The sequence below is a fragment of the Emticicia fluvialis genome, from assembly GCF_024793945.1.
Classification (GTDB): Bacteria; Bacteroidota; Bacteroidia; order Cytophagales; family Spirosomataceae; genus Emticicia; species Emticicia fluvialis.
This window is the reverse complement of the sequence record NZ_JANUSD010000003.1, coordinates 83,732-100,744: the sequence shown is the minus strand read 5'-3', so window position 1 is coordinate 100,744 and position 17,013 is coordinate 83,732. Positions and strand designations below refer to the sequence as shown.

Here is a 17,013-nt window from a genome sequence, read left to right as displayed (position 1 = left end):
CGGATGGCCAATTTACCATGCCAACCATAAGTAAGACCAAACCCTACATGAAAAACATAAGCCGCGCCGAATTTATTGCCATGATGGCCTGCATTGAGTTGCTTACGGCTTTGGCCATTGATATTATGCTACCCACTTTTGCCGATGTACGCAAGCATTTTGGCCTAAGCAGTGTGTCGGCGGCTACGGCGCGGCTGGTTACTTTCTTTTTTATGGGACAGGTCTGCCAGTTGATTTTCGGGCCAATGGCTGATAAATACGGCCGCATACCCGTTATGCGCACAGGTTTTGTCTTGTTTATAGGCGCTTGTGTGGGTGGCGCGCTGGCTCCTGATATTATCTGGCTGTCGGCGGCGCGGTTTGTGATGGGCGTGGGGTCGTCGGCTATGTTTGTAAGCGTGCTGGCCTGCGTGCGCGACCGGTTTTCGGGCAACGAAATGGCTCGTACGATGTCGCTGATACTGACTATTTTTCTGATTGCCCCGGTGCTGGCTCCGTTGCTGGGGGCAGCTATTCTGTCGGTTTCTAACTGGCAGGTGGTGTTTCTTACGCCTGCGGCTTTTGCGGTGGTGTTTTTTGTGTGGTCGTTGCGTTTGCCTGAGTCGGCACCACCAGAAGGGCGGCAAACAACCGACGTGCTGGCTTTGGTGAAATCGTTCCGCGCTGTTTTCAGCAACCGGCAGTTTGTGCGTTACACCGCCATTACTACGGTATTATTTGCGGCTTTCAGCTCTTATGTTGGTAGTTCTGAACGCATTATAGGCACTATTTATGGTCAGCCGCAATGGTTTGTGTATATATTTGGCAGTATTGGTTTTTGTATGAGCCTGTTTACGTTTATGAATGCCAGGCTGGTTGCAAAATTCGGCGCCAGGCGCACCCTGCGTATGTTGTTGCTGGTATATGTGGCCGGGGCCCTGGTTCTGTTGGCGCTTACGCTTGGTTGGCAGGCACCAGTCCCGCTGTTTGTGCTGTTTGGTATTATTGGTTTGCTGCAGAGTGTCAACGTAGCCATTGAACCCAACAGCAGCTCGCTGGCGCTAGAGCCAATGGGCGACAAAGCAGGCATGGCCGCCTCTATTTACGGCACTGCTTATCTGGTTATCGGGGCGTTTCTGGGGTCTGTTATCGACAGCCTGCTGGTAAATTCAACCACCCCGCTGGCCATTGCCTACTGTATTGATGGCTGCCTGGCTTTGGGCTTGTTTTTGTGGGGGAGGGGAAAAGCGCCAAGTGCAGCTAAGTAAGAGCATAGCGATATTTGAATGAAATTCATCAAATCGGAATGCGATTCCTCCTGATACAGCTTTAACCTGCCCGATAGAAATTAAATGATGAAAGTATTATCACTACTACCCCTGCTTCAACCTCAACAACGGGTGGTTGATGCCGTTGATTTCTTTTCTGATTACTTCGTATTTGTCCAGGTTCTCCAGCAGTTTCGATAGCGTTTTGTAGCCATAAGTACGGGAGTCAAAACTTGGGTCGATTTTCCTTAACGAAAGCCCGATGTTTGATACGTAGGTTTCGTCGTCGGTGGTTGAAATCTCAAAGGCTTTGTCGATAATGGCCTCGTCGAGTTCCTGAAATTTTTTGAGGTGGGTAACGGCCGGGGCTTCTTTTTGTACCACCTTGCTTTGGCGGTCTTTTTTCTTGCTTACCTGTATGGCCTCGGCCATTTCCGATTCGGCTATCAGGTTTTCTGAAAAAGTAAAGATGTCGCAGGAATTAACAAAAGCGGTTGGCGTATTGGTTCTGCCTATACCCATTACAAAGAGGCCTTCTTCACGTATTCTTTTGGCCAGCCCGGTGTAGTCGCTGTCGCTGGAAACAATGCAAAAACCATTGATGCTCTTGCCGTGCAGAATATCCATGGCATCAATAATCAGCGAGCTGTCGGTTGAGTTTTTTCCGGTAGTATAGGCAAATTTCTGAATAGGGTTGATAGAATACTGGTTCAGAACCTCTTTCCAGCTTTTCATGCCGGTGTTGGTCCAGTCGCCGTAGATACGTCTTATGGTGGCCTTTCCGTATTTGGATACCTCCGCCAGAATTTCCTTGATTAATTTTGCCTGAGCGTTGTCGCCATCAATCAGAACCGCAATGTTAAACTTATCTCCGCTCATGTTTTTAGTGTTTTTGTAAGAAATTTTGGTGCTGGTAAGGCATCCTTTTGATGTGATGTGAAGCCAGAAAATCATTTTCCCTGCACAAATATATGGTTTCTTATTTATTTTCTGTTTTATGGCCAACAAGATGTGGTTTGCAACAGCCAGGCAGATTCATTATTGAGCCTTTTTAAATGCCTGATTAGCTGCGCCAGTTTATTGGCGCACCAACTGGCATAGATTTTTGATTGTATGGGGTATTCACACAATTTAAAATTAAATACTATGAGAACTATTAGAATACTGGGTTTAGGCGTGCTGGCTTTTTATGCCTTGCAGGCCTGTGAAAAAGAAGAGGAGCTTACTAACGAACCCATAAGCATTACAGAACTAACCTGCCCCGGGGCTGTATTTACTGGTTCGGCTACGGCAGGTACTACTTATAATGGTGTGTTTACGGTGCCTTATAATGGCGGCGACGGCAGTACGTATGGTTCTAACAACGGGGTGTCGTCAACGGGTGTAATGGGGTTGTCGGCCATATTGGTGCCGGGTACGCTGGCCCAAGGTTCGGGCATGCTTACCTACTCAGTTGCCGGAACCCCCAATACGGGCGGCATTGCATCTTTTGTGATTAATTTTGGCGGACAAACCTGCACGGTGTCTATGGCAGTGGGTGGGTCGCCGGTTGAACCGCAACCCCTGGGGCAATAGCTTGCCCTGCAAAAATATATTTGGGAGCCTCTGCGTGCAGGGGCTTTTTTATTTGCTTAGCCCGCCTTTCAGCAATGAGGTATGCCTGAGGGTTGTTGCTGAATAATATCCCTGAAATGCGTCATAAAAGAGGTTTTTTTGCCTGATGTTGTAGAAACAGTGCCTCCGGGGGCTATGGTACAGCGTTTTTAGCTTTCGGTTTACAAATCAAAAAAACAGAATGCTATGAAAATTGTTAAAATTTTAGGACTTACGCTGATTGCGCTTTTTACTTTACAGGCCTGTGACAAAGACGATGATAACCAGATAATTATCGGGACGATATCAGGGCTGAAATGCCAGGATGCTGAATTTGCCAGCAGAGCCAAGGCAGGTACAAGCTACACAAGTACATTTAAAATACCGTATGCAGAGGGCAACGGAGTAACTTATACCACCAGCACAGGTATAGCCTCTACTGGTGTTACGGGGTTGTCGGCCACGCTTACACCCGGCACACTGGCAGTAAATGGCGGCCATTTAACATTTAATGTTACCGGTACGCCATCTGTGGCAGGTACGGCTTCATTTATGATTAACTTTGGTGGCCAGACCTGTACGGTATCTATGCCGGTAGATGCTGCTACTACTAACCCATAAGGTTTTGGTTGTATTACTGGTAAATACATAACGAGCGTCTCATTGGCTAATGAGACGCTCGTTATGTATTGCATTGCTCGTATTTTCTTACTTGCAGGTAGTTTCTATTCTGGTAGTTTTGGTTTCTACTGTTTCATCACAAGTTGTCTTTGTGATAGACTTTATCAACCGTTTTGAGGAATCATACTGATAATCATATTCCTCATGTACAATTTTCGATGTACATCCCTCTTTTGGTTCTTTTCCGGAGTAAGACAGTTTTAAAGGATTATTACGACTTAGTGCCAATAAAGAGTTGAAACCGTCATAACCTGTATAGGTAGCTATATGAAGCATTCGTTCAGTTTTCGTATCATTATTGATGGCCTCATCATAAGTGACTTTCTGAATTACAGTAAAAACGCTATCTTTTATTACTTCTCGTACTTCTATTTGTGTTAGATTGCCATTTTCATAGGTTAAATTGGTTTCATTTGCCAGATCAGGTGAGGAACCAAACATCACCACTGATGTTTTTATTTTGGTAACCAGATTATCTTTATACTCTAATTCATTAATAATAGTGAAATCCTTATCGATGGAAGTTGCTGTGGAAGTTAACTGGTTTGCTGTGTTATACTTTCCTTTAATTTGCATTTTTCCTGCAATATTTACCAGAATGCAATTGCCTTTTGTATCATATTTAAAATTCGCAATCGATTTTGTCTTGTTTTCTTCTATAATTTCAACTTTCGTTGGCTGTTTATGTGCATTAAGGTAAAACGTTTCGGTAGTCTTGTCTTTGATACGCTTTTCAATGCACTGTGCAAAAGAGTTAAATTGTGTGAGCAATACGGTTAACAGCAAATAAATTTTTTTCATGAAGGTAGTTTTATGTGTGAGTATTATTTTGCCGCAATATTAGGTTAAATGCAGGAAGGCTCCAAATCAATTTATTATAAAGGATACTTGCCTTAAAACGCAAAAACGCCATTGAATGAGCATTCAACGGCGTTTTTGCGTTTTTCACCTGTTGGTTTTATACGGCAGCGGGGTAGTCTGTAAAGCCTACGGCATCTGCTGTATAAAAAGTATTGGTATCTGGTTGTGCCAGCTCAATATCGTTGGCCAGGCGATGCGGTAAATCAGGGTTGGCGATAAACGGAGTACCGAACGATATCAGGTCAGCCTCATTATTGGCCAGTGCCAGATTCCCTCTCTCTTTGGTATAACCCGCATTAAGTATCAAGGCCGGTTTAAAACTGGTTCTGATGCTTTGCAACAATGCACGGCCTTCTTCGGTGGCGCGTGATGCGTAGTCTATCAGGTGCAGATACGCCAGGTCAAGTTTGTTCAGCTCAATGGCCAGGTAATCATACAGCGCGGCGGTATCATCATAAGCAGGCATATTGTTAAAACTGTTATAGGGCGACAACCGGATTCCGGTTTTGTCGGCTCCGATTCTTTCTACTACTGCCCGGGCGGTTTCAATCACAAATCTGGCTCTGTTTTCTATGCTGCCGCCGTATTCGTCGGTTCGTTGATTGGTGCCTGCATTGAGAAACTGCTCAAGCAGATACCCGTTGGCGCCATGCAGTTCTACGCCGTCGAAACCTGCTTCAATGGCATTGGCGGCGGCCTGTGCAAACTCTTCGATGGTGGCTTTGATTTCGTCAGCCGTCATGGCTTTGGGTGTTTCGGTCGTTTGCATACCCTGGGTGTCGGTCCACATGGGGCTGTCGGCATTAATGGCCGACGGCGCAAGTAACTGCGCACCGGCAGGTAAATTGGCCGAATGACCCACACGACCCGTGTGCATCAGCTGCATAAATAGCTGGCCTCCGGCTGCATGAACGGCCTGTGTTACGGTTTTCCAGCTTTCGGTTTGTTCGGGGCTGAATATCCCCGGTATGCGGGCATAGCCTAATCCGTTAGGGCTGGGGGCTACCCCCTCAGTTATAATCAGCCCTGCTGTGCTTCTCTGGGCGTAATATGTGGCTATTAGCGGATTGGCCAGGTTGCCTATGGCGCGGCAGCGTGTCATGGGCGCCATTACAATTCTATTTTTCAGGTTTAGTTTACCCTTAAAAGGAGTAAATAAATTTATTGTTTCAGACATGAACCTAATGGTTTAAAATTTATGTTGCAAAATTGCAATAAATGAAATTGAGAGTCAATTAGTCAGAAAAACATGACCACTACTACTGCCGAAATTAAGACTAATCTGGTTTGCCCTCTGGAGGGAGGCGTGCCTGTGTGCCCTACACAGGATGTATTAAAATTGCTAACCAGCAAATGGACGTTGCAGGTGCTGTTTATTTTGCATGTAACGGGGAAATCGCGCTTTAGCGAGTTTCTGCGCCGTATTCATGGCTCTAATAAACAAACGTTGTCTGTTGCACTGAAAGATTTAACCCAAAACGGTTATATTCTGAAAAGCACCATTCAACTGAAACCCCTGCATATTGAATATTGCCTGACCGACAAAGGCAAGCAGCTGATACCTTTGCTACGGCAGTTTGAAGCCTTTAATTAAAGCCGCTAAAAAAACAAAAGCCATGTGAAGGTATCACATGACTTCGGTTCTGCAAACAATATTTTCTTAATCCGGGTTTTTATCGGCGTGCTTTGAAAGCAGCCAATGCTTTTTTGAAACTTTCAGCCTGTTTTGGTGTTAACTCTTTTCTGGCACCAGTTGTATTCTCCATATAAAGTGCCACCAGGCCTAATTCTTCGTCTACACCCATAACAGCAAGGTATTTGTTATTGTCAGAGAAAAAGTAGATTTCAGAACCATCAACTCCGCTAACTGGGTAGCGTTCTTTCATGTAGGTAGTGGCTTCTTTTACTACTGCTGAGGTAGACTGAAAAAGTACTGCAGCATACTCCAACCTATTGTTGGAAAATGTATAGGCAACATTTTCTATTTTGCTGTTTTCACCGGTGTAAAGAAGTCCTTCGGTGGCTTCTTCTTCCAGTTTTCGTTTTTCTTTTGATTTTACACTTGCTTTAGACAAGCCGAAATCAACTACCGGTTCGGCAAAGAATGTAGTGTATGGAAAAATTTCTATAGATGCGCTTACAGAACCATCGCTGGTTGATGCTGTAACATCTGTTTTGCCAATTTTACGGGCTTTGAAATTACCGCTGTTATCGACAGTGCCAACTTTGGTGTCGCTGCTTTTCCAGGTAACGCCTGAAACGCTATTGCCGCCTTTTTTTACTGTAAATTGGTGGGTGCCGTCATATTTTAACTGACCATTCGGCTGGTTGATAGTCATGGGGTCTTCTTTAGAGCAGGCAGCAAGGCATAAACCTATGAAAAGGATAGTGAGTTTTTTCATAAATGTGACAAATGATTTTTTTGTAATACGTGGTTTAAATTATTATGGTTTGGATTAAGAAAATCTTGTTGTCAGTTGGTGATATTTTACAGCGAGTTCTGCTGAGTTTTACTGTTAATTCTGATTTAAACTTTACTTCTAAGGATTCTTAAGAATTTGTTTTAATAAAACCTACTGTACTTATATTCCCCTGTTGTTACTTTTTACGCAAAAAGTAACCAAAAACCAGCATCATTTAAACTCGCCCAATTAAAAATCCGATATTACTTTTATCTTTTCTAAATATTTTACTCGATTTTTAATCGGTCTCAAACAGAAAATGATGTTTAGAGGACTTTAATTTTTAGTTGTTATTTAATCTCTCAGAGATATTTCTACAATTTGGCGCTTTGAATTTTAATAGAAATTAATGCTCTCTTTTTATTTGGCTGAGTAAATTATTGTTAAGTCTTCGTCTTTGGTTTGCGTTAATGATGCAGTAAACAGTTGTTCATCAGGGTAGTAAACTTCGGTGTTACCATTTTTTACCATAACCGGGTATCTTTCTTTTAAGAATGTGACTACTTCATTCCTGAAAATACTGTACGGGATGGTAACAATACACTTGATCATCTTCCCGTTTTCAAAGTAATACACAAGGCTGCATGGCAGGCCCTTTATGCCATTGGAGTATTGAAGCGTTTCAGAACTCTCTTTATGAAGTATTCTTTTCTCTTTGGCCTTTATAGCAGCTTTTGTGGCATAAAAATCAAGAACAGGGTCTTGAATAGACCTGTCATAAGTAACCACTTCTACATCGGCCTGATAAATGGCGTCTTTGGTATAGGCCGAAACAACGCTTTTGCCCAGCTTGCGCGCATGGAATGTGCCGCTAACATCAATGGTACCTACTTTTTCATCGCGCGATTTCCAGATAATCCGTGTGTTATCAATGGGCATAGTGCCATACTTTAGCACAAACTGATGTTTGCCGTCATGGTTGAGTTCAATTTTGGTGTCAGACAACGTGGTTACCGGCTCTTCTTCGCCAATGCAGGAGACAACAGCAAATGATATGAAAAGTATGGTTAGCTTTTTCATCAGATGTACACTGGGAAAAGGTATGGGCTTTGAACCTAAAAGTCTACAGCTACAAATTTTATAAACGAATGACAGGTGGTTGAAGCTATATTGTGTGGCTTTCTGTGGTAAATATAAAAAGATTAGTGCAGCGTTGCAAAAAAAATAATTTAACGGTACCTTATGTAGAATATAAGCACTGAAAGGCGACCAACTCTGCCTGTTGCCCGCCTTCAGTTTTTAATACCACCAGTGGTATTAATGTTATTTTTGCCAGTTATAGCTTTGTACCAGACTTAATACTTTACCTGCCTGTGCATTGCTATTGGCTATGCGGCGACCATTGACGCTTTCAGGAAGGTAGGTAACAGCCAAACCTGCGGCGGCCTGTTCGTTAATAAGAGCCGCAAATTGCTCGGTGTCTGCCATGTAGCCGGATAAATCACCACGGGTAATGGCTTCGGGGTAGCGTTCGCGCAGAAAAGTGTTTACCTCTTTTCTGAACGATTTGTCGGTAAAGAACACGCCACAGCCAATCAGTTGGTCTTTTTCAAAAAAGTAAATCAACCTTTGTGCTTTGGTGTTACCGATGTGGTAAACCAGCATGATTCCGTCGTCACTTACCAGCTCACGCTTTTCTTTTGCTTTGATAGATTGCTTTGACGAGTAGAAGTCCAGCACGGGTTCTGAATAAGTGTTGTAATAAGGCTCAATGTCAACTTCAGCCTTAAAGGAGCCATTCTGAGTAGCGGCGGTAACTTCTGTAGTGCCGATTTTACGGCCTTCGAATTTACCTGATTTGTTGATGTTACCAACTTTGGTGTCGGCACTTTGCCAGGTAATTTCACTGCTTGAGACAATAGAATTGCCTCTTTTCACAACAAATTGATGCGAGCCATCATACTTCAATTGAACGTTGGTGTCGTCCATGATGGTCAACGGTTCTTCAACAGTAGTGCATGCAACGCATAGCACCAACAGCATTGGTGAAAATCTTTTCATAAGATTTACTAAAGGGAGGTTAATTAAAACAATCTACAGCAGATTATTTTTACTTTTTGTTTGTAATTATTAGTGAAAACACGATTTTTCTACGCCCTTTAAAATTGTTATTCAAAGTTAATAGAAGGTGACCGCAAATCTATGATAAATTTATTAAACGGTAAGTGTTTTTTAAAAAAAAATATGACGGCTATCATATTAAAAACTGCTTCAGGTAATATTCTGAGGCCGATTTTGTTTTTTTTTGGCTGTGGCAGGTCTGTTATTGTATCGGCAATATGGCGGGTGCGGGTAAAGGCAGTTTTGGGCTTAAAAAAAACGGCCGGGTATTCAGTTTATGATGCTGCTTTCATCATCATTTTATTGTTCTCAATTCGAATAAATTCTTTTACCATTCCGAAAATGGCATGGTATTTCAAGGTTGTGCAACTGTCGGGAACAGAAGCCTTATAGTTGTGGTGGCTTTTCAGGATAGAACAAAAGCATTCAAAGTGATTTTTCTCTATGTTTTTTACCATTTCTGCTGTCTGTGGGGTAGAGGCCTGCAGTTGCTCTTGCATAAAGAGATGAAATAACTTGTCATGCTTTTGACATACTTCAATGGTTTGTCTGATAAATAACTCGAGTGTTTCGGTTTGCCCCCGGCCGTTGTCGACCGGAGGATGAACCGTGTCAAAACTTTTCTGGAGTTGTTGTAGCACAGCCAGATACAGGTTTTCTTTGCTCTGAAAATAATAATTGACCATTGCATTATTAACCGAGGCCTCTGCTGCAATATTGCGGATGGTGGTGGCGTGGTAACCTTTACGGAAGAATAAATCTTCAGCCGCTTTCAGTATCTGTGCTTTGGTATTCATGTTAAGGTTCTGTTGTGGTTGGTTATGCCTAGGATTATTGCCTGCATCGGGCATTCAGATACATAATGTCATTGCGCTTGGTATGCTTTGCCAGACTATGAAAACCATTTTTAAAAGCATCAGGTAAGCCTGTATCCTTTTATTGAATTTCCTCTTATGATTTTTCTTAAAAGAACAATTCTCTTGAAATGAAACTTACCATAGCTATGTGTGGCAATGATTATCAGAACCGGAATAATAAGCCAGCACATAGACCCCAGCACGATTTTTCCGGAGGCCATCAGGGCATTCAGGCTTATGTTCTGGTAAATGGCCATTCCGTTCGGGAAATCTCCCGTATCAAGGTAAGCCGAAATGTCGTTCAGGCTTTGCCATTGTGCCTGATAACCGGCCCAGCCTATAATGGCACCACCAATGGCGGTGGCAAGAAAAGCTCTGATAACAATTAATATGCCCATTATGCCTAATAATTGCTGCATAGACAGGTTCAATGAGGTGTAAAACCATATTCCGATAAAAAGTATGCCCATACCCAGGCCTTTCAAAAACATGGCGAATGCCAGATAACGGATGTCGGCATAGGGCTGTATAATAAGATACAAGAGCAGGGTATGCAGGAAAAAAGATACAAAACCAGCCGCTATGTAGTATTTGATGTACCAATTGTTTTTGAAGCCAAAGTAGGCCATTATTCCGGACAGCACAATGCCTGGTATCATCCAGAGGTTCAGCTGAGCGTTGATAAGGTTGTTGTATCCAAGAACAGCCACAGAATATTGAGAATAAATGCTTGAACTTGCCAGATACGCACCCAGAAAAAGTAATAGAATTATGGAATGGATTACGTTTTTCTTCATTAATGCACTGAAATCAATGAGTTTTCTTTTCAGGAATTGCTGTCTGTAAATAAGCGCGGCAAAAAGTAAAACACCGGCTATTAACGTACCCACGACGGCGGGAGAAATAAACCAGCCCTGTTGTTTCATGAAGACAAGGAAATAATTGAAACACATTAATGAAACCGCCATTAAAGCCAATGAAAGCCAGTCTACCTGGTACAATGGCATTTTGAAACTGAACCTTTGGTTATGCTGGAATATGAGCGACAAGGCTGCAATGCACAGCATTATGGCCGACATAAGAAAATACGGCGCCTGCCAACTGCCATTGAATACCAATGAAGCAAAGGTATAGGCCGAAAGCTGACCAAAGCCGATAGACAAAGGATAAAATATGGCGTAAAACTTGCCTCTGTCTCCGGTGGGCGCTATCATAAACATCACGGGCAGAATCATTTCAATAATGGGCAAAAATTTTATGAATCCAATCATGAAGCTGCAGCCGATTAACACCAGGGGGTTGTCGGTGGTGGCGCACATATAAGATAACACTGCCAGCAGAATGGCGCTGGTGGTAATAATTTCTTTGCTTCTGAAACGCATTTTTAAGCGCATGGCTATCGGAAAAATGACTCCCATGCCTATTGTGCCTGCATTGTTGGCCAAAGAAATGTATTCGGTGTAAGTTGCCAGGGCCCCTGTTACGTCTGTGAGCGTGGTTGGGTACACCCCCGAAATGGTCATCATCGGAAATAGAATGACCAAAATAAGTATCAGCATAACCGGCTTGGGAACCCAGCTTGCAAACGGACCTTTGTTATACATGTTTTGTTTCTTGTAAGACATTGGCAGTAATTACCTGCCGGTTAATTTAAGGTTACTTCTACATTCATACCTGCCCGAAGCTGTTTAAGGTCGCCGGGACGGTTGTTGGCCGTAAATTCAATTCTTACCGGTATCCGCTGCTGAACTTTTACAAAATTACCTGTTGAATTATCCAGCGGCACGGCTGCATACTTTGCCCCGGTTGCTCCGGAAATGGCCACTATTTTTCCTTCAAAGACTTTGCCTCCCAGTGCGTCGGCCTTTATCGTGGCCAATCCGCCTATTTTAACGTTCCCCATTTGTTTTTCGCGGTAATTGGCTGTAATCCAGATATGATCAATATCAACGATGGTAGCTACCTGCTGGCTGGGGTTGAGCAACTGCCCGGTATTGACGGTTCTTCTGCCCATTATTCCATCATGCGGAGCCGTAATGACTGTGTATGAAAGGTTGATTTTTGCCATTTGCAAGGCACTGGCTGTCCGTTTGATTTCGGCATCGTTCATGCCAAGCCGGGATTGTACCTCGTTTACCGATAATTCGCTGGACGTTCTGGTGTTGATTGCAGACTGGTACTGCGATATCTGTGCTTCCAGTTGTGCTTTCTGTGCCTGATATTCGCTATTTATCTGGTCGAACTGCTGTTGGGTTACGGCTTCGTCTTTTAATAACCTTTGGTAACGTTTAAAGTTCTGTTCTGTATTCCACAACCGGGCTTTAGATGCTTCAATGTTGGCTTTGGCGGCGTCGACATTTGCCACCACTGTTTTTACGTTGTTAGCTACCGTTTTAATGGCGTTAGAGGTGGCATTGCGTGAAGCCAGCGCAGCCATATAGGCTGCTTCTGCCTGCCCAAGCTGGGTTTGTATCTCGCGGTCGTCAAGTATGAGCAGTGTATCGCCTTTTTTTACGTACTGGTGCTCAATAAAACGGATTTCTTTTATGTAGGCAGACACCCTGGTATTGACAGGGTTTATGAACGCCTCCACCTGTGCCGCATTGGTGTAGTTGTCTTCACCAACACTAACGTACGACTTTGCAACATAATACAAGCCTGCCAGTACCAGCGCCAGCACAAGCATGTTTACTATAAATGCGCCTCTTTTTTTAGTTTTATGCTTTGCTTTATGTGCGGTTACTTTGGGTGCAGGAGCAGCCTGTTGCACGGCTGCGGGCTGTTGAGTTTCTGTGGTTGTATTAGCTTTATTTTGTGACATCTTCTTTGTTTCTTTTGATTTTGCTGTTAAATATTTTACAGTTTGCCGCTTTCTTTCAGTAGCTTATAATAGGCATAAATGATGTTTATTTCAGAATTAACATATTGCAGCCCGGCATCCAGTTTCTGGTTACTGGCATCAATCAGGTCCAGTAAAATGGCCAGTTGGTTGTTGTATTTACTCTCCATGATGCGGTAGTTTTCGTCGGCCAGGTTTTTGTTGGTTGCCAGTGTGTTATTCTGTGTCAGGGCTTCATTGTACTTAATGTAAGCGGCATTAATGGCAACGTCTATCATCAGCCGGGCTTCGTTTGCCTGTGCCAGGGCTTTGTCTTTTTCAAACTGTATCTGTTTTATTTTCTTTGGGGTTTTGTATAAAGCATCAATATTGAAGTTGAGCGACAAGCCCGCGCTCCATCCGTTGTAGTACATATCACGGGCTGGCAGAGAAGTGGTTATCGGGCGCGCCAAGCGGTTTCCGGCAAAGGCCGACAGTGCGGGCATCAGCTCTGCTCTGGTGATATTTTCTGAGGTTCTGACCATTTCAACGGCTTTTTGGGTCATGAGCACCATAGGATGATTCACTGCCTCTTTCCGGTAATTGTCTGGCGCCAGAATTTGCGGTCTTGCAGTCAGCAGGGCTTCGTCGGGTATTATTTGTGTCTGGTCTGTTAAACCCAAGGCGGTGGTTAGCTGCCTGTTGAGTATCTGCCGGTTGTTTTCTAATACCTGCAGGGCAAGCCTGAGATTAGATAATTGCAACTGCCCGCGGATAACATCATTGCGCGTAACCATGCCTTCGCCGAAAAACCTGTTGATGTTTAGCAGCCTTTGTTCGGCAAGTATGATGTTCTGTTCATAAATCTTTTTTTGATTGATGAGCTTATACAAGTCCAGATAGTATCCTAAAACCAGAAGTTTGATGTTTTGCTCGTTGCCTTTGTAGCTCAGTTCGGTTAGTTCTTTTCGTTGTTTTTGTACCTCAATACCATTGCGTACCATGCCTCCGCGCCAGATAAGCTGGCTGGCATCTACCGAAAAAGTATTACCCAGGTGCGGCATATTAATGCGGGTATTATCAGATAAATCTTTTGTGATGATTTGGGCATCGCCCAGATAATAGCCCTGCAAAGCTGTGCTGATGGTGGGCAATAGGGCATTTTTTGCTACCTCTATGCCCTGTTTTGCGATATAAATATCGGTTTTTGATACAGCCAGGCTCGGGTGGTTTTCTTCAACCAAGGCAAGCAGGCTGGCTATCGAAAATTTTCTTTCTACCTGTTGGGCATGGGCAGGCTGTAATGAGGATAGTGAAATGGCCAGCAGTAATAAAATGTTGTATCGTTTGCGTTTCATTAATTTACACTTGTTTTTACAGTGCAAAGATTCAATCAAACGCTTGATTAAAAAAGGTCGTAAAAACGCAAAAAGAAGTCCGGATGGTATCAAATGGGCTGAAACGCATAGAAATGCGGCTACCAGCTATACTATATTGCTGAGCTGATTCTGTTTTCTGAAGTTTCTGGGGCTTAAACCCGTATGTTTTTTGAAAAACTTGCCGAACGCATATTGGTCAGAGTATCCTAGCGTGTCAGTAATCATACTTATGGTAGCTTTGGAGTTGAGCAATGCTATTTTTGCTTCATTGACCAGGATATCGGCAATAAACGTGGTAGGCGGTACGCCGGTTATTTCGCGCACACAATTGGATAGGTATTTGACAGAAAGCGACAGGTGGTCGGCATAGAACCGCAGTTCTTTTTGTTCTTTGAAATGGAGAGAAACCAGGTTGAAAAATTTAATTGTAATTTCTTCTTTCCGGGAGCTGTTTTTAAAATCAAAATCTTTTTTTTCAATTAACAGACCCGTGATCATATAGACGACAGACGTAACCAGGCCAGTAATGATTTCTGCTTTAAAAAATCGGTGAGTATCTGCGTAAAGGTAGTTGTAGATTTGTTTGGCAATGCTTAAAAGGGAATCAAATTCACTTTTCTCGACTTTTATTACATCGCCTTTCCATTCAAAATTGGCTAACCGGTAAACATCATACAAACTAAAGTTAAAATTGATTCTGGCGCGAAGTACCTCCCTGTCAAGTACTAGTATATATACTTTCAGGTTTTGCGAGTGTTCTTTCAGCCGGTAAACTTTTAGCGGAGAAACCACCAGAATACTGTTTTCCTGGTATATGTTCAACACCCCAGAGAGTTCTATTTCTAAAGTTCCCTGATAAATAATAAACAGTGCATAGTTACTAGGCCTGAAAGAAACACTCTTATTTATGTTTTTAAAAATATTGTCTTCTGTTAAAATCTTGATCATGCTTCAGCATTGAAAATTAGAAAAATCAGTGAATCAAACACAAAATGCCGGTGGAGCGGCAGGTAATTCTACACTTTATTCAGTTAGCATGGCAATTTCCGGTTTGTTTCTGTTTAAGTTAACCGGGAGCCGTCTATATTTTTTTTGCAGTTGCAGGTCTGCCACTGCTTTTTCAATCCGCCGGGTGCGGGTATCGGCAGTTTTAGCCTGTTCAATGGGGCCAATATAAAACTTTTTGTTGCTGTTAGAAAGCCCCTCAAAAAACTGTGCGGCGGTGGGGTTGGCATCTAATGCAGCCCGGAAATCGGCCGGAACCTCAACCACACTTGGCCGGGTGTCTGCTTCAAGGGTTATTTCTATGGTGTCTCCTGCTTTTATGCCCGCTTTTTCTCTAACGTCGGCGCTCACTGGCAGCATAAAGGCGCCGCCCATTACGGCTACTGTACTGCGGTAAGTGTGGCCATTAATGGTAAATTTACGGGTGGGCGCTTGCTTGTGCCCAGTTGGTTTACCACTTGTGGTGGTACCTCAATGCCTGTGGCTGTTTTTTGCGCCAGCAGCAGCTCGGCAGTAAATGTTATTTTTTTGGGTGCCATTCAATCAGGTGGGTTTTTATTTGCAAAGGAAATGCAAATTAATAAAAAGAGATAAGCCAAAAAACGACAAAATAAGGTGAGCCTTGCAACAGGTAAAACTAACCTGCCGCGGCAGGCAGAATAAATGGAAGATTGAGAGGTGGTTTCAGGACGGGTTTCGCAGGTTATTGTTCTGCATTGAAGCTGGCAAAGAAACCTATCTCGGTTGGGTGAATTTGTCTTGACAGGCTGAACTAAAAGCCAGTTGATGAGGCATTTGGCATAAATACGAAAAGGCGGTACAAAATTCTGTCGGGGTATTTACTTTGAATTAATTTATTAGTAATATACCTTTGCAGTAGAATAGTAACACTGTCTGTGAAAAAAAGGTGTTGGGTATATCACTGCTGTTTTCTTATTAAACCCAACTCTGCATTTTTAAGCTGCTTCAATTTATTTGAGTGTCAGGAACATATAGTGTCTCCTTTATGTCTCGTGGTTGGTTGATTTTGAGTGAAACGACCGTAGCGGGAAAGCCATATCCTATGGAGTAACCCCAAAAGAAAAGTAAAAAATTAAAACAACTGTCATTTATGCTGAAAAAATCACTCCCTCTAATCCTGGTTGTACTCACTTTTGCTTGTAAAAAAGATGTAAAACCCAAAAACCCGTATGTTGGCACGAGTTGGACAGCCACAGACGACATCGCCGAATTTTTGTACGGCCCGACCTGCACTACTACTATCGAATTTATGTCTGGTGATAAATGCCAGCAAATCGATATCCGCAAAACAAAAGGTTTTGGCTCGGGTACTAACACCCAGCAAGGTACTTACTACGTAAAGAATGACTCTGTTTTCTGGAAGATTGACAAAACCCAGATTGGTGGCATTGCCGTTGGCGGCGTGCTGAATACCAACATGGGCAAAGTAGAAGGCGGAAAAAGAGTTTATACCCGAGACAAGTAAGGCATTGCCCCTTGTGCATTGACGGCAAATGGGCGAGGGGCAATTATTTTTGCCTGAATGTGCTGCCGGGTAGCTTTTTATGATTAGTTACTTCATTAATCCGGTAAGTGATTTTTTACTGATTATCAGGTATTGTATCTGTTGCATTTAGCTTGCTGCGTGCATGGGCTGTGGTTTTTTATGCGTTCTAAGAACGCCTTACATACTGATTAAGTTTTTGTGGGGGAATGGGCGGGGGGGCATAATCAATGATTTCCCTCACAGTTTACAGGTGTAGCAAAGGCCCCAAGCCGCACGCAGTGCGGCTCTACCAGAATCACCTCTACCAGAATCACCTCTACCAGAATCACCTCTACCAGAATCACCTCTACCAGAATCACCTCTACCAGAATCACCTCTACCAGAATCACCTCTACCAGAATCACCTCTACCAGAATCAGCTCTACCAGAATCAGCTCTACCAGAATCAGCTCTACCAGAATCAGCTCTACCAGAATCAGCTCTACCAGAATCAGCTCTACCAGAATCAGCTCTACCAGAATCAGCTCTACCAGAATCAGCTC

The 17,013-nt window shown here is 43.2% G+C and carries 19 protein-coding genes; 5 read left to right on the top strand and 14 right to left on the bottom strand.

What is annotated here, in order from left to right:
* The first annotated feature begins 47 nt into the window (after positions 1-47).
* Entirely contained in the window at positions 48-1,247 is a 1,200-nt protein-coding gene (locus NZ848_RS04275) for a multidrug effflux MFS transporter (RefSeq protein WP_259014496.1), read from the top strand.
* Between the two features lie 105 nt (positions 1,248-1,352).
* On the opposite strand, the gene NZ848_RS04270 is transcribed toward NZ848_RS04275, so the two are convergent.
* On the bottom strand, positions 1,353-2,126 hold the full coding sequence (locus tag NZ848_RS04270) for an NYN domain-containing protein (RefSeq protein ID WP_259014495.1): 774 nt from the start codon (positions 2,124-2,126) through the stop codon (positions 1,353-1,355).
* A 267-nt stretch (positions 2,127-2,393) separates the two neighbouring features.
* On the opposite strand from NZ848_RS04270, the gene NZ848_RS04265 reads away from it, so the two are divergent.
* The gene (locus NZ848_RS04265; RefSeq protein WP_259014494.1) at positions 2,394-2,822 is read left to right on the top strand and encodes a hypothetical protein; all 429 of its coding nucleotides are present in this window, start codon (positions 2,394-2,396) and stop codon (positions 2,820-2,822) included.
* 225 nt (positions 2,823-3,047) lie between these two features.
* Complete coding sequence (locus NZ848_RS04260; RefSeq protein WP_253524509.1) at positions 3,048-3,461, top strand: hypothetical protein; 414 nt, start codon at positions 3,048-3,050, stop codon at positions 3,459-3,461.
* An 87-nt stretch (positions 3,462-3,548) separates the two neighbouring features.
* Here the strand turns inward: NZ848_RS04260 and NZ848_RS04255 are convergent, their stop codons facing one another.
* The gene (locus NZ848_RS04255) at positions 3,549-4,322 is read right to left on the bottom strand and encodes a hypothetical protein (protein ID WP_253524506.1); all 774 of its coding nucleotides are present in this window, start codon (positions 4,320-4,322) and stop codon (positions 3,549-3,551) included.
* A 157-nt stretch (positions 4,323-4,479) separates the two neighbouring features.
* The gene (locus NZ848_RS04250) at positions 4,480-5,559 is read right to left on the bottom strand and encodes an alkene reductase (RefSeq protein ID WP_259014493.1); all 1,080 of its coding nucleotides are present in this window, start codon (positions 5,557-5,559) and stop codon (positions 4,480-4,482) included.
* Positions 5,560-5,631: 72 nt separating this feature from the next.
* Between NZ848_RS04250 and NZ848_RS04245 the strand changes: the two genes are divergently transcribed.
* The gene (locus NZ848_RS04245; RefSeq protein ID WP_259014492.1) at positions 5,632-5,976 is read left to right on the top strand and encodes a winged helix-turn-helix transcriptional regulator; all 345 of its coding nucleotides are present in this window, start codon (positions 5,632-5,634) and stop codon (positions 5,974-5,976) included.
* Positions 5,977-6,055: 79 nt separating this feature from the next.
* Here the strand turns inward: NZ848_RS04245 and NZ848_RS04240 are convergent, their stop codons facing one another.
* The 10 genes from NZ848_RS04240 to NZ848_RS04195 all read right to left on the bottom strand — a co-directional run bounded on the left by NZ848_RS04240 (position 6,056) and on the right by NZ848_RS04195 (position 15,503).
* Positions 6,056-6,784, bottom strand: coding sequence for an Ig-like domain-containing protein (locus NZ848_RS04240; protein WP_259014491.1), 729 nt, complete (start codon positions 6,782-6,784; stop codon positions 6,056-6,058).
* A 420-nt stretch (positions 6,785-7,204) separates the two neighbouring features.
* Positions 7,205-7,864 (bottom strand): hypothetical protein, encoded by a 660-nt coding sequence (locus tag NZ848_RS04235; protein ID WP_259014490.1) that lies wholly within the window; start codon positions 7,862-7,864, stop codon positions 7,205-7,207.
* A 243-nt stretch (positions 7,865-8,107) separates the two neighbouring features.
* A complete protein-coding gene (locus tag NZ848_RS04230) occupies positions 8,108-8,845 on the bottom strand; it encodes an Ig-like domain-containing protein (RefSeq protein ID WP_259014489.1) in 738 nt (245 codons plus the stop codon).
* A gap of 335 nt (positions 8,846-9,180) precedes the next feature.
* Positions 9,181-9,702 (bottom strand): TetR/AcrR family transcriptional regulator, encoded by a 522-nt coding sequence (locus tag NZ848_RS04225; protein ID WP_259014488.1) that lies wholly within the window; start codon positions 9,700-9,702, stop codon positions 9,181-9,183.
* 119 nt (positions 9,703-9,821) lie between these two features.
* Complete coding sequence (locus NZ848_RS04220; protein ID WP_259014487.1) at positions 9,822-11,366, bottom strand: hypothetical protein; 1,545 nt, start codon at positions 11,364-11,366, stop codon at positions 9,822-9,824.
* Positions 11,367-11,407: 41 nt separating this feature from the next.
* The gene (locus tag NZ848_RS04215) at positions 11,408-12,583 is read right to left on the bottom strand and encodes an HlyD family secretion protein (RefSeq protein ID WP_259014486.1); all 1,176 of its coding nucleotides are present in this window, start codon (positions 12,581-12,583) and stop codon (positions 11,408-11,410) included.
* 35 nt (positions 12,584-12,618) lie between these two features.
* The gene (locus NZ848_RS04210) at positions 12,619-13,938 is read right to left on the bottom strand and encodes a TolC family protein (protein WP_259014485.1); all 1,320 of its coding nucleotides are present in this window, start codon (positions 13,936-13,938) and stop codon (positions 12,619-12,621) included.
* Between the two features lie 126 nt (positions 13,939-14,064).
* The gene (locus NZ848_RS04205; RefSeq protein WP_259014484.1) at positions 14,065-14,907 is read right to left on the bottom strand and encodes a helix-turn-helix domain-containing protein; all 843 of its coding nucleotides are present in this window, start codon (positions 14,905-14,907) and stop codon (positions 14,065-14,067) included.
* A 75-nt stretch (positions 14,908-14,982) separates the two neighbouring features.
* Positions 14,983-15,339 carry a YdeI/OmpD-associated family protein gene (locus NZ848_RS04200; protein WP_259014483.1) on the bottom strand — a complete coding sequence of 119 codons (357 nt, stop codon included), beginning with the start codon at positions 15,337-15,339 and terminating at the stop codon, positions 14,983-14,985.
* Between the two features lie 5 nt (positions 15,340-15,344).
* Entirely contained in the window at positions 15,345-15,503 is a 159-nt protein-coding gene (locus NZ848_RS04195) for a hypothetical protein (protein ID WP_259014482.1), read from the bottom strand.
* A 572-nt stretch (positions 15,504-16,075) separates the two neighbouring features.
* Between NZ848_RS04195 and NZ848_RS04190 the strand changes: the two genes are divergently transcribed.
* On the top strand, positions 16,076-16,450 hold the full coding sequence (locus NZ848_RS04190; RefSeq protein ID WP_253524401.1) for a hypothetical protein: 375 nt from the start codon (positions 16,076-16,078) through the stop codon (positions 16,448-16,450).
* Between the two features lie 245 nt (positions 16,451-16,695).
* Here the strand turns inward: NZ848_RS04190 and NZ848_RS04185 are convergent.
* On the bottom strand, positions 16,696-17,013 hold a 318-nt coding region (locus NZ848_RS04185; protein WP_259014481.1), incomplete at its 5' end, for a hypothetical protein.

What these genes read in the sequence shown, in the direction of transcription:
- NZ848_RS04275 (WP_259014496.1), top strand. Translation starts at nt 48, where the DNA reads ATGAAAAACATAAGCCGCGCCGAATTTATTGCCATGATGGCCTGCATT.
- NZ848_RS04270 (WP_259014495.1), bottom strand. Translation starts at nt 2,126, where the DNA reads ATGAGCGGAGATAAGTTTAACATTGCGGTTCTGATTGATGGCGACAAC.
- NZ848_RS04265 (WP_259014494.1), top strand. Translation starts at nt 2,394, where the DNA reads ATGAGAACTATTAGAATACTGGGTTTAGGCGTGCTGGCTTTTTATGCC.
- NZ848_RS04260 (WP_253524509.1), top strand. Translation starts at nt 3,048, where the DNA reads ATGAAAATTGTTAAAATTTTAGGACTTACGCTGATTGCGCTTTTTACT.
- NZ848_RS04255 (WP_253524506.1), bottom strand. Translation starts at nt 4,322, where the DNA reads ATGAAAAAAATTTATTTGCTGTTAACCGTATTGCTCACACAATTTAAC.
- NZ848_RS04250 (WP_259014493.1), bottom strand. Translation starts at nt 5,559, where the DNA reads ATGTCTGAAACAATAAATTTATTTACTCCTTTTAAGGGTAAACTAAAC.
- NZ848_RS04245 (WP_259014492.1), top strand. Translation starts at nt 5,632, where the DNA reads ATGACCACTACTACTGCCGAAATTAAGACTAATCTGGTTTGCCCTCTG.
- NZ848_RS04240 (WP_259014491.1), bottom strand. Translation starts at nt 6,784, where the DNA reads ATGAAAAAACTCACTATCCTTTTCATAGGTTTATGCCTTGCTGCCTGC.
- NZ848_RS04235 (WP_259014490.1), bottom strand. Translation starts at nt 7,864, where the DNA reads ATGAAAAAGCTAACCATACTTTTCATATCATTTGCTGTTGTCTCCTGC.
- NZ848_RS04230 (WP_259014489.1), bottom strand. Translation starts at nt 8,845, where the DNA reads ATGAAAAGATTTTCACCAATGCTGTTGGTGCTATGCGTTGCATGCACT.
- NZ848_RS04225 (WP_259014488.1), bottom strand. Translation starts at nt 9,702, where the DNA reads ATGAATACCAAAGCACAGATACTGAAAGCGGCTGAAGATTTATTCTTC.
- NZ848_RS04220 (WP_259014487.1), bottom strand. Translation starts at nt 11,366, where the DNA reads ATGTATAACAAAGGTCCGTTTGCAAGCTGGGTTCCCAAGCCGGTTATG.
- NZ848_RS04215 (WP_259014486.1), bottom strand. Translation starts at nt 12,583, where the DNA reads ATGTCACAAAATAAAGCTAATACAACCACAGAAACTCAACAGCCCGCA.
- NZ848_RS04210 (WP_259014485.1), bottom strand. Translation starts at nt 13,938, where the DNA reads ATGAAACGCAAACGATACAACATTTTATTACTGCTGGCCATTTCACTA.
- NZ848_RS04205 (WP_259014484.1), bottom strand. Translation starts at nt 14,907, where the DNA reads ATGATCAAGATTTTAACAGAAGACAATATTTTTAAAAACATAAATAAG.
- NZ848_RS04200 (WP_259014483.1), bottom strand. Translation starts at nt 15,339, where the DNA reads ATGGGCGGCGCCTTTATGCTGCCAGTGAGCGCCGACGTTAGAGAAAAA.
- NZ848_RS04195 (WP_259014482.1), bottom strand. Translation starts at nt 15,503, where the DNA reads ATGGCACCCAAAAAAATAACATTTACTGCCGAGCTGCTGCTGGCGCAA.
- NZ848_RS04190 (WP_253524401.1), top strand. Translation starts at nt 16,076, where the DNA reads ATGCTGAAAAAATCACTCCCTCTAATCCTGGTTGTACTCACTTTTGCT.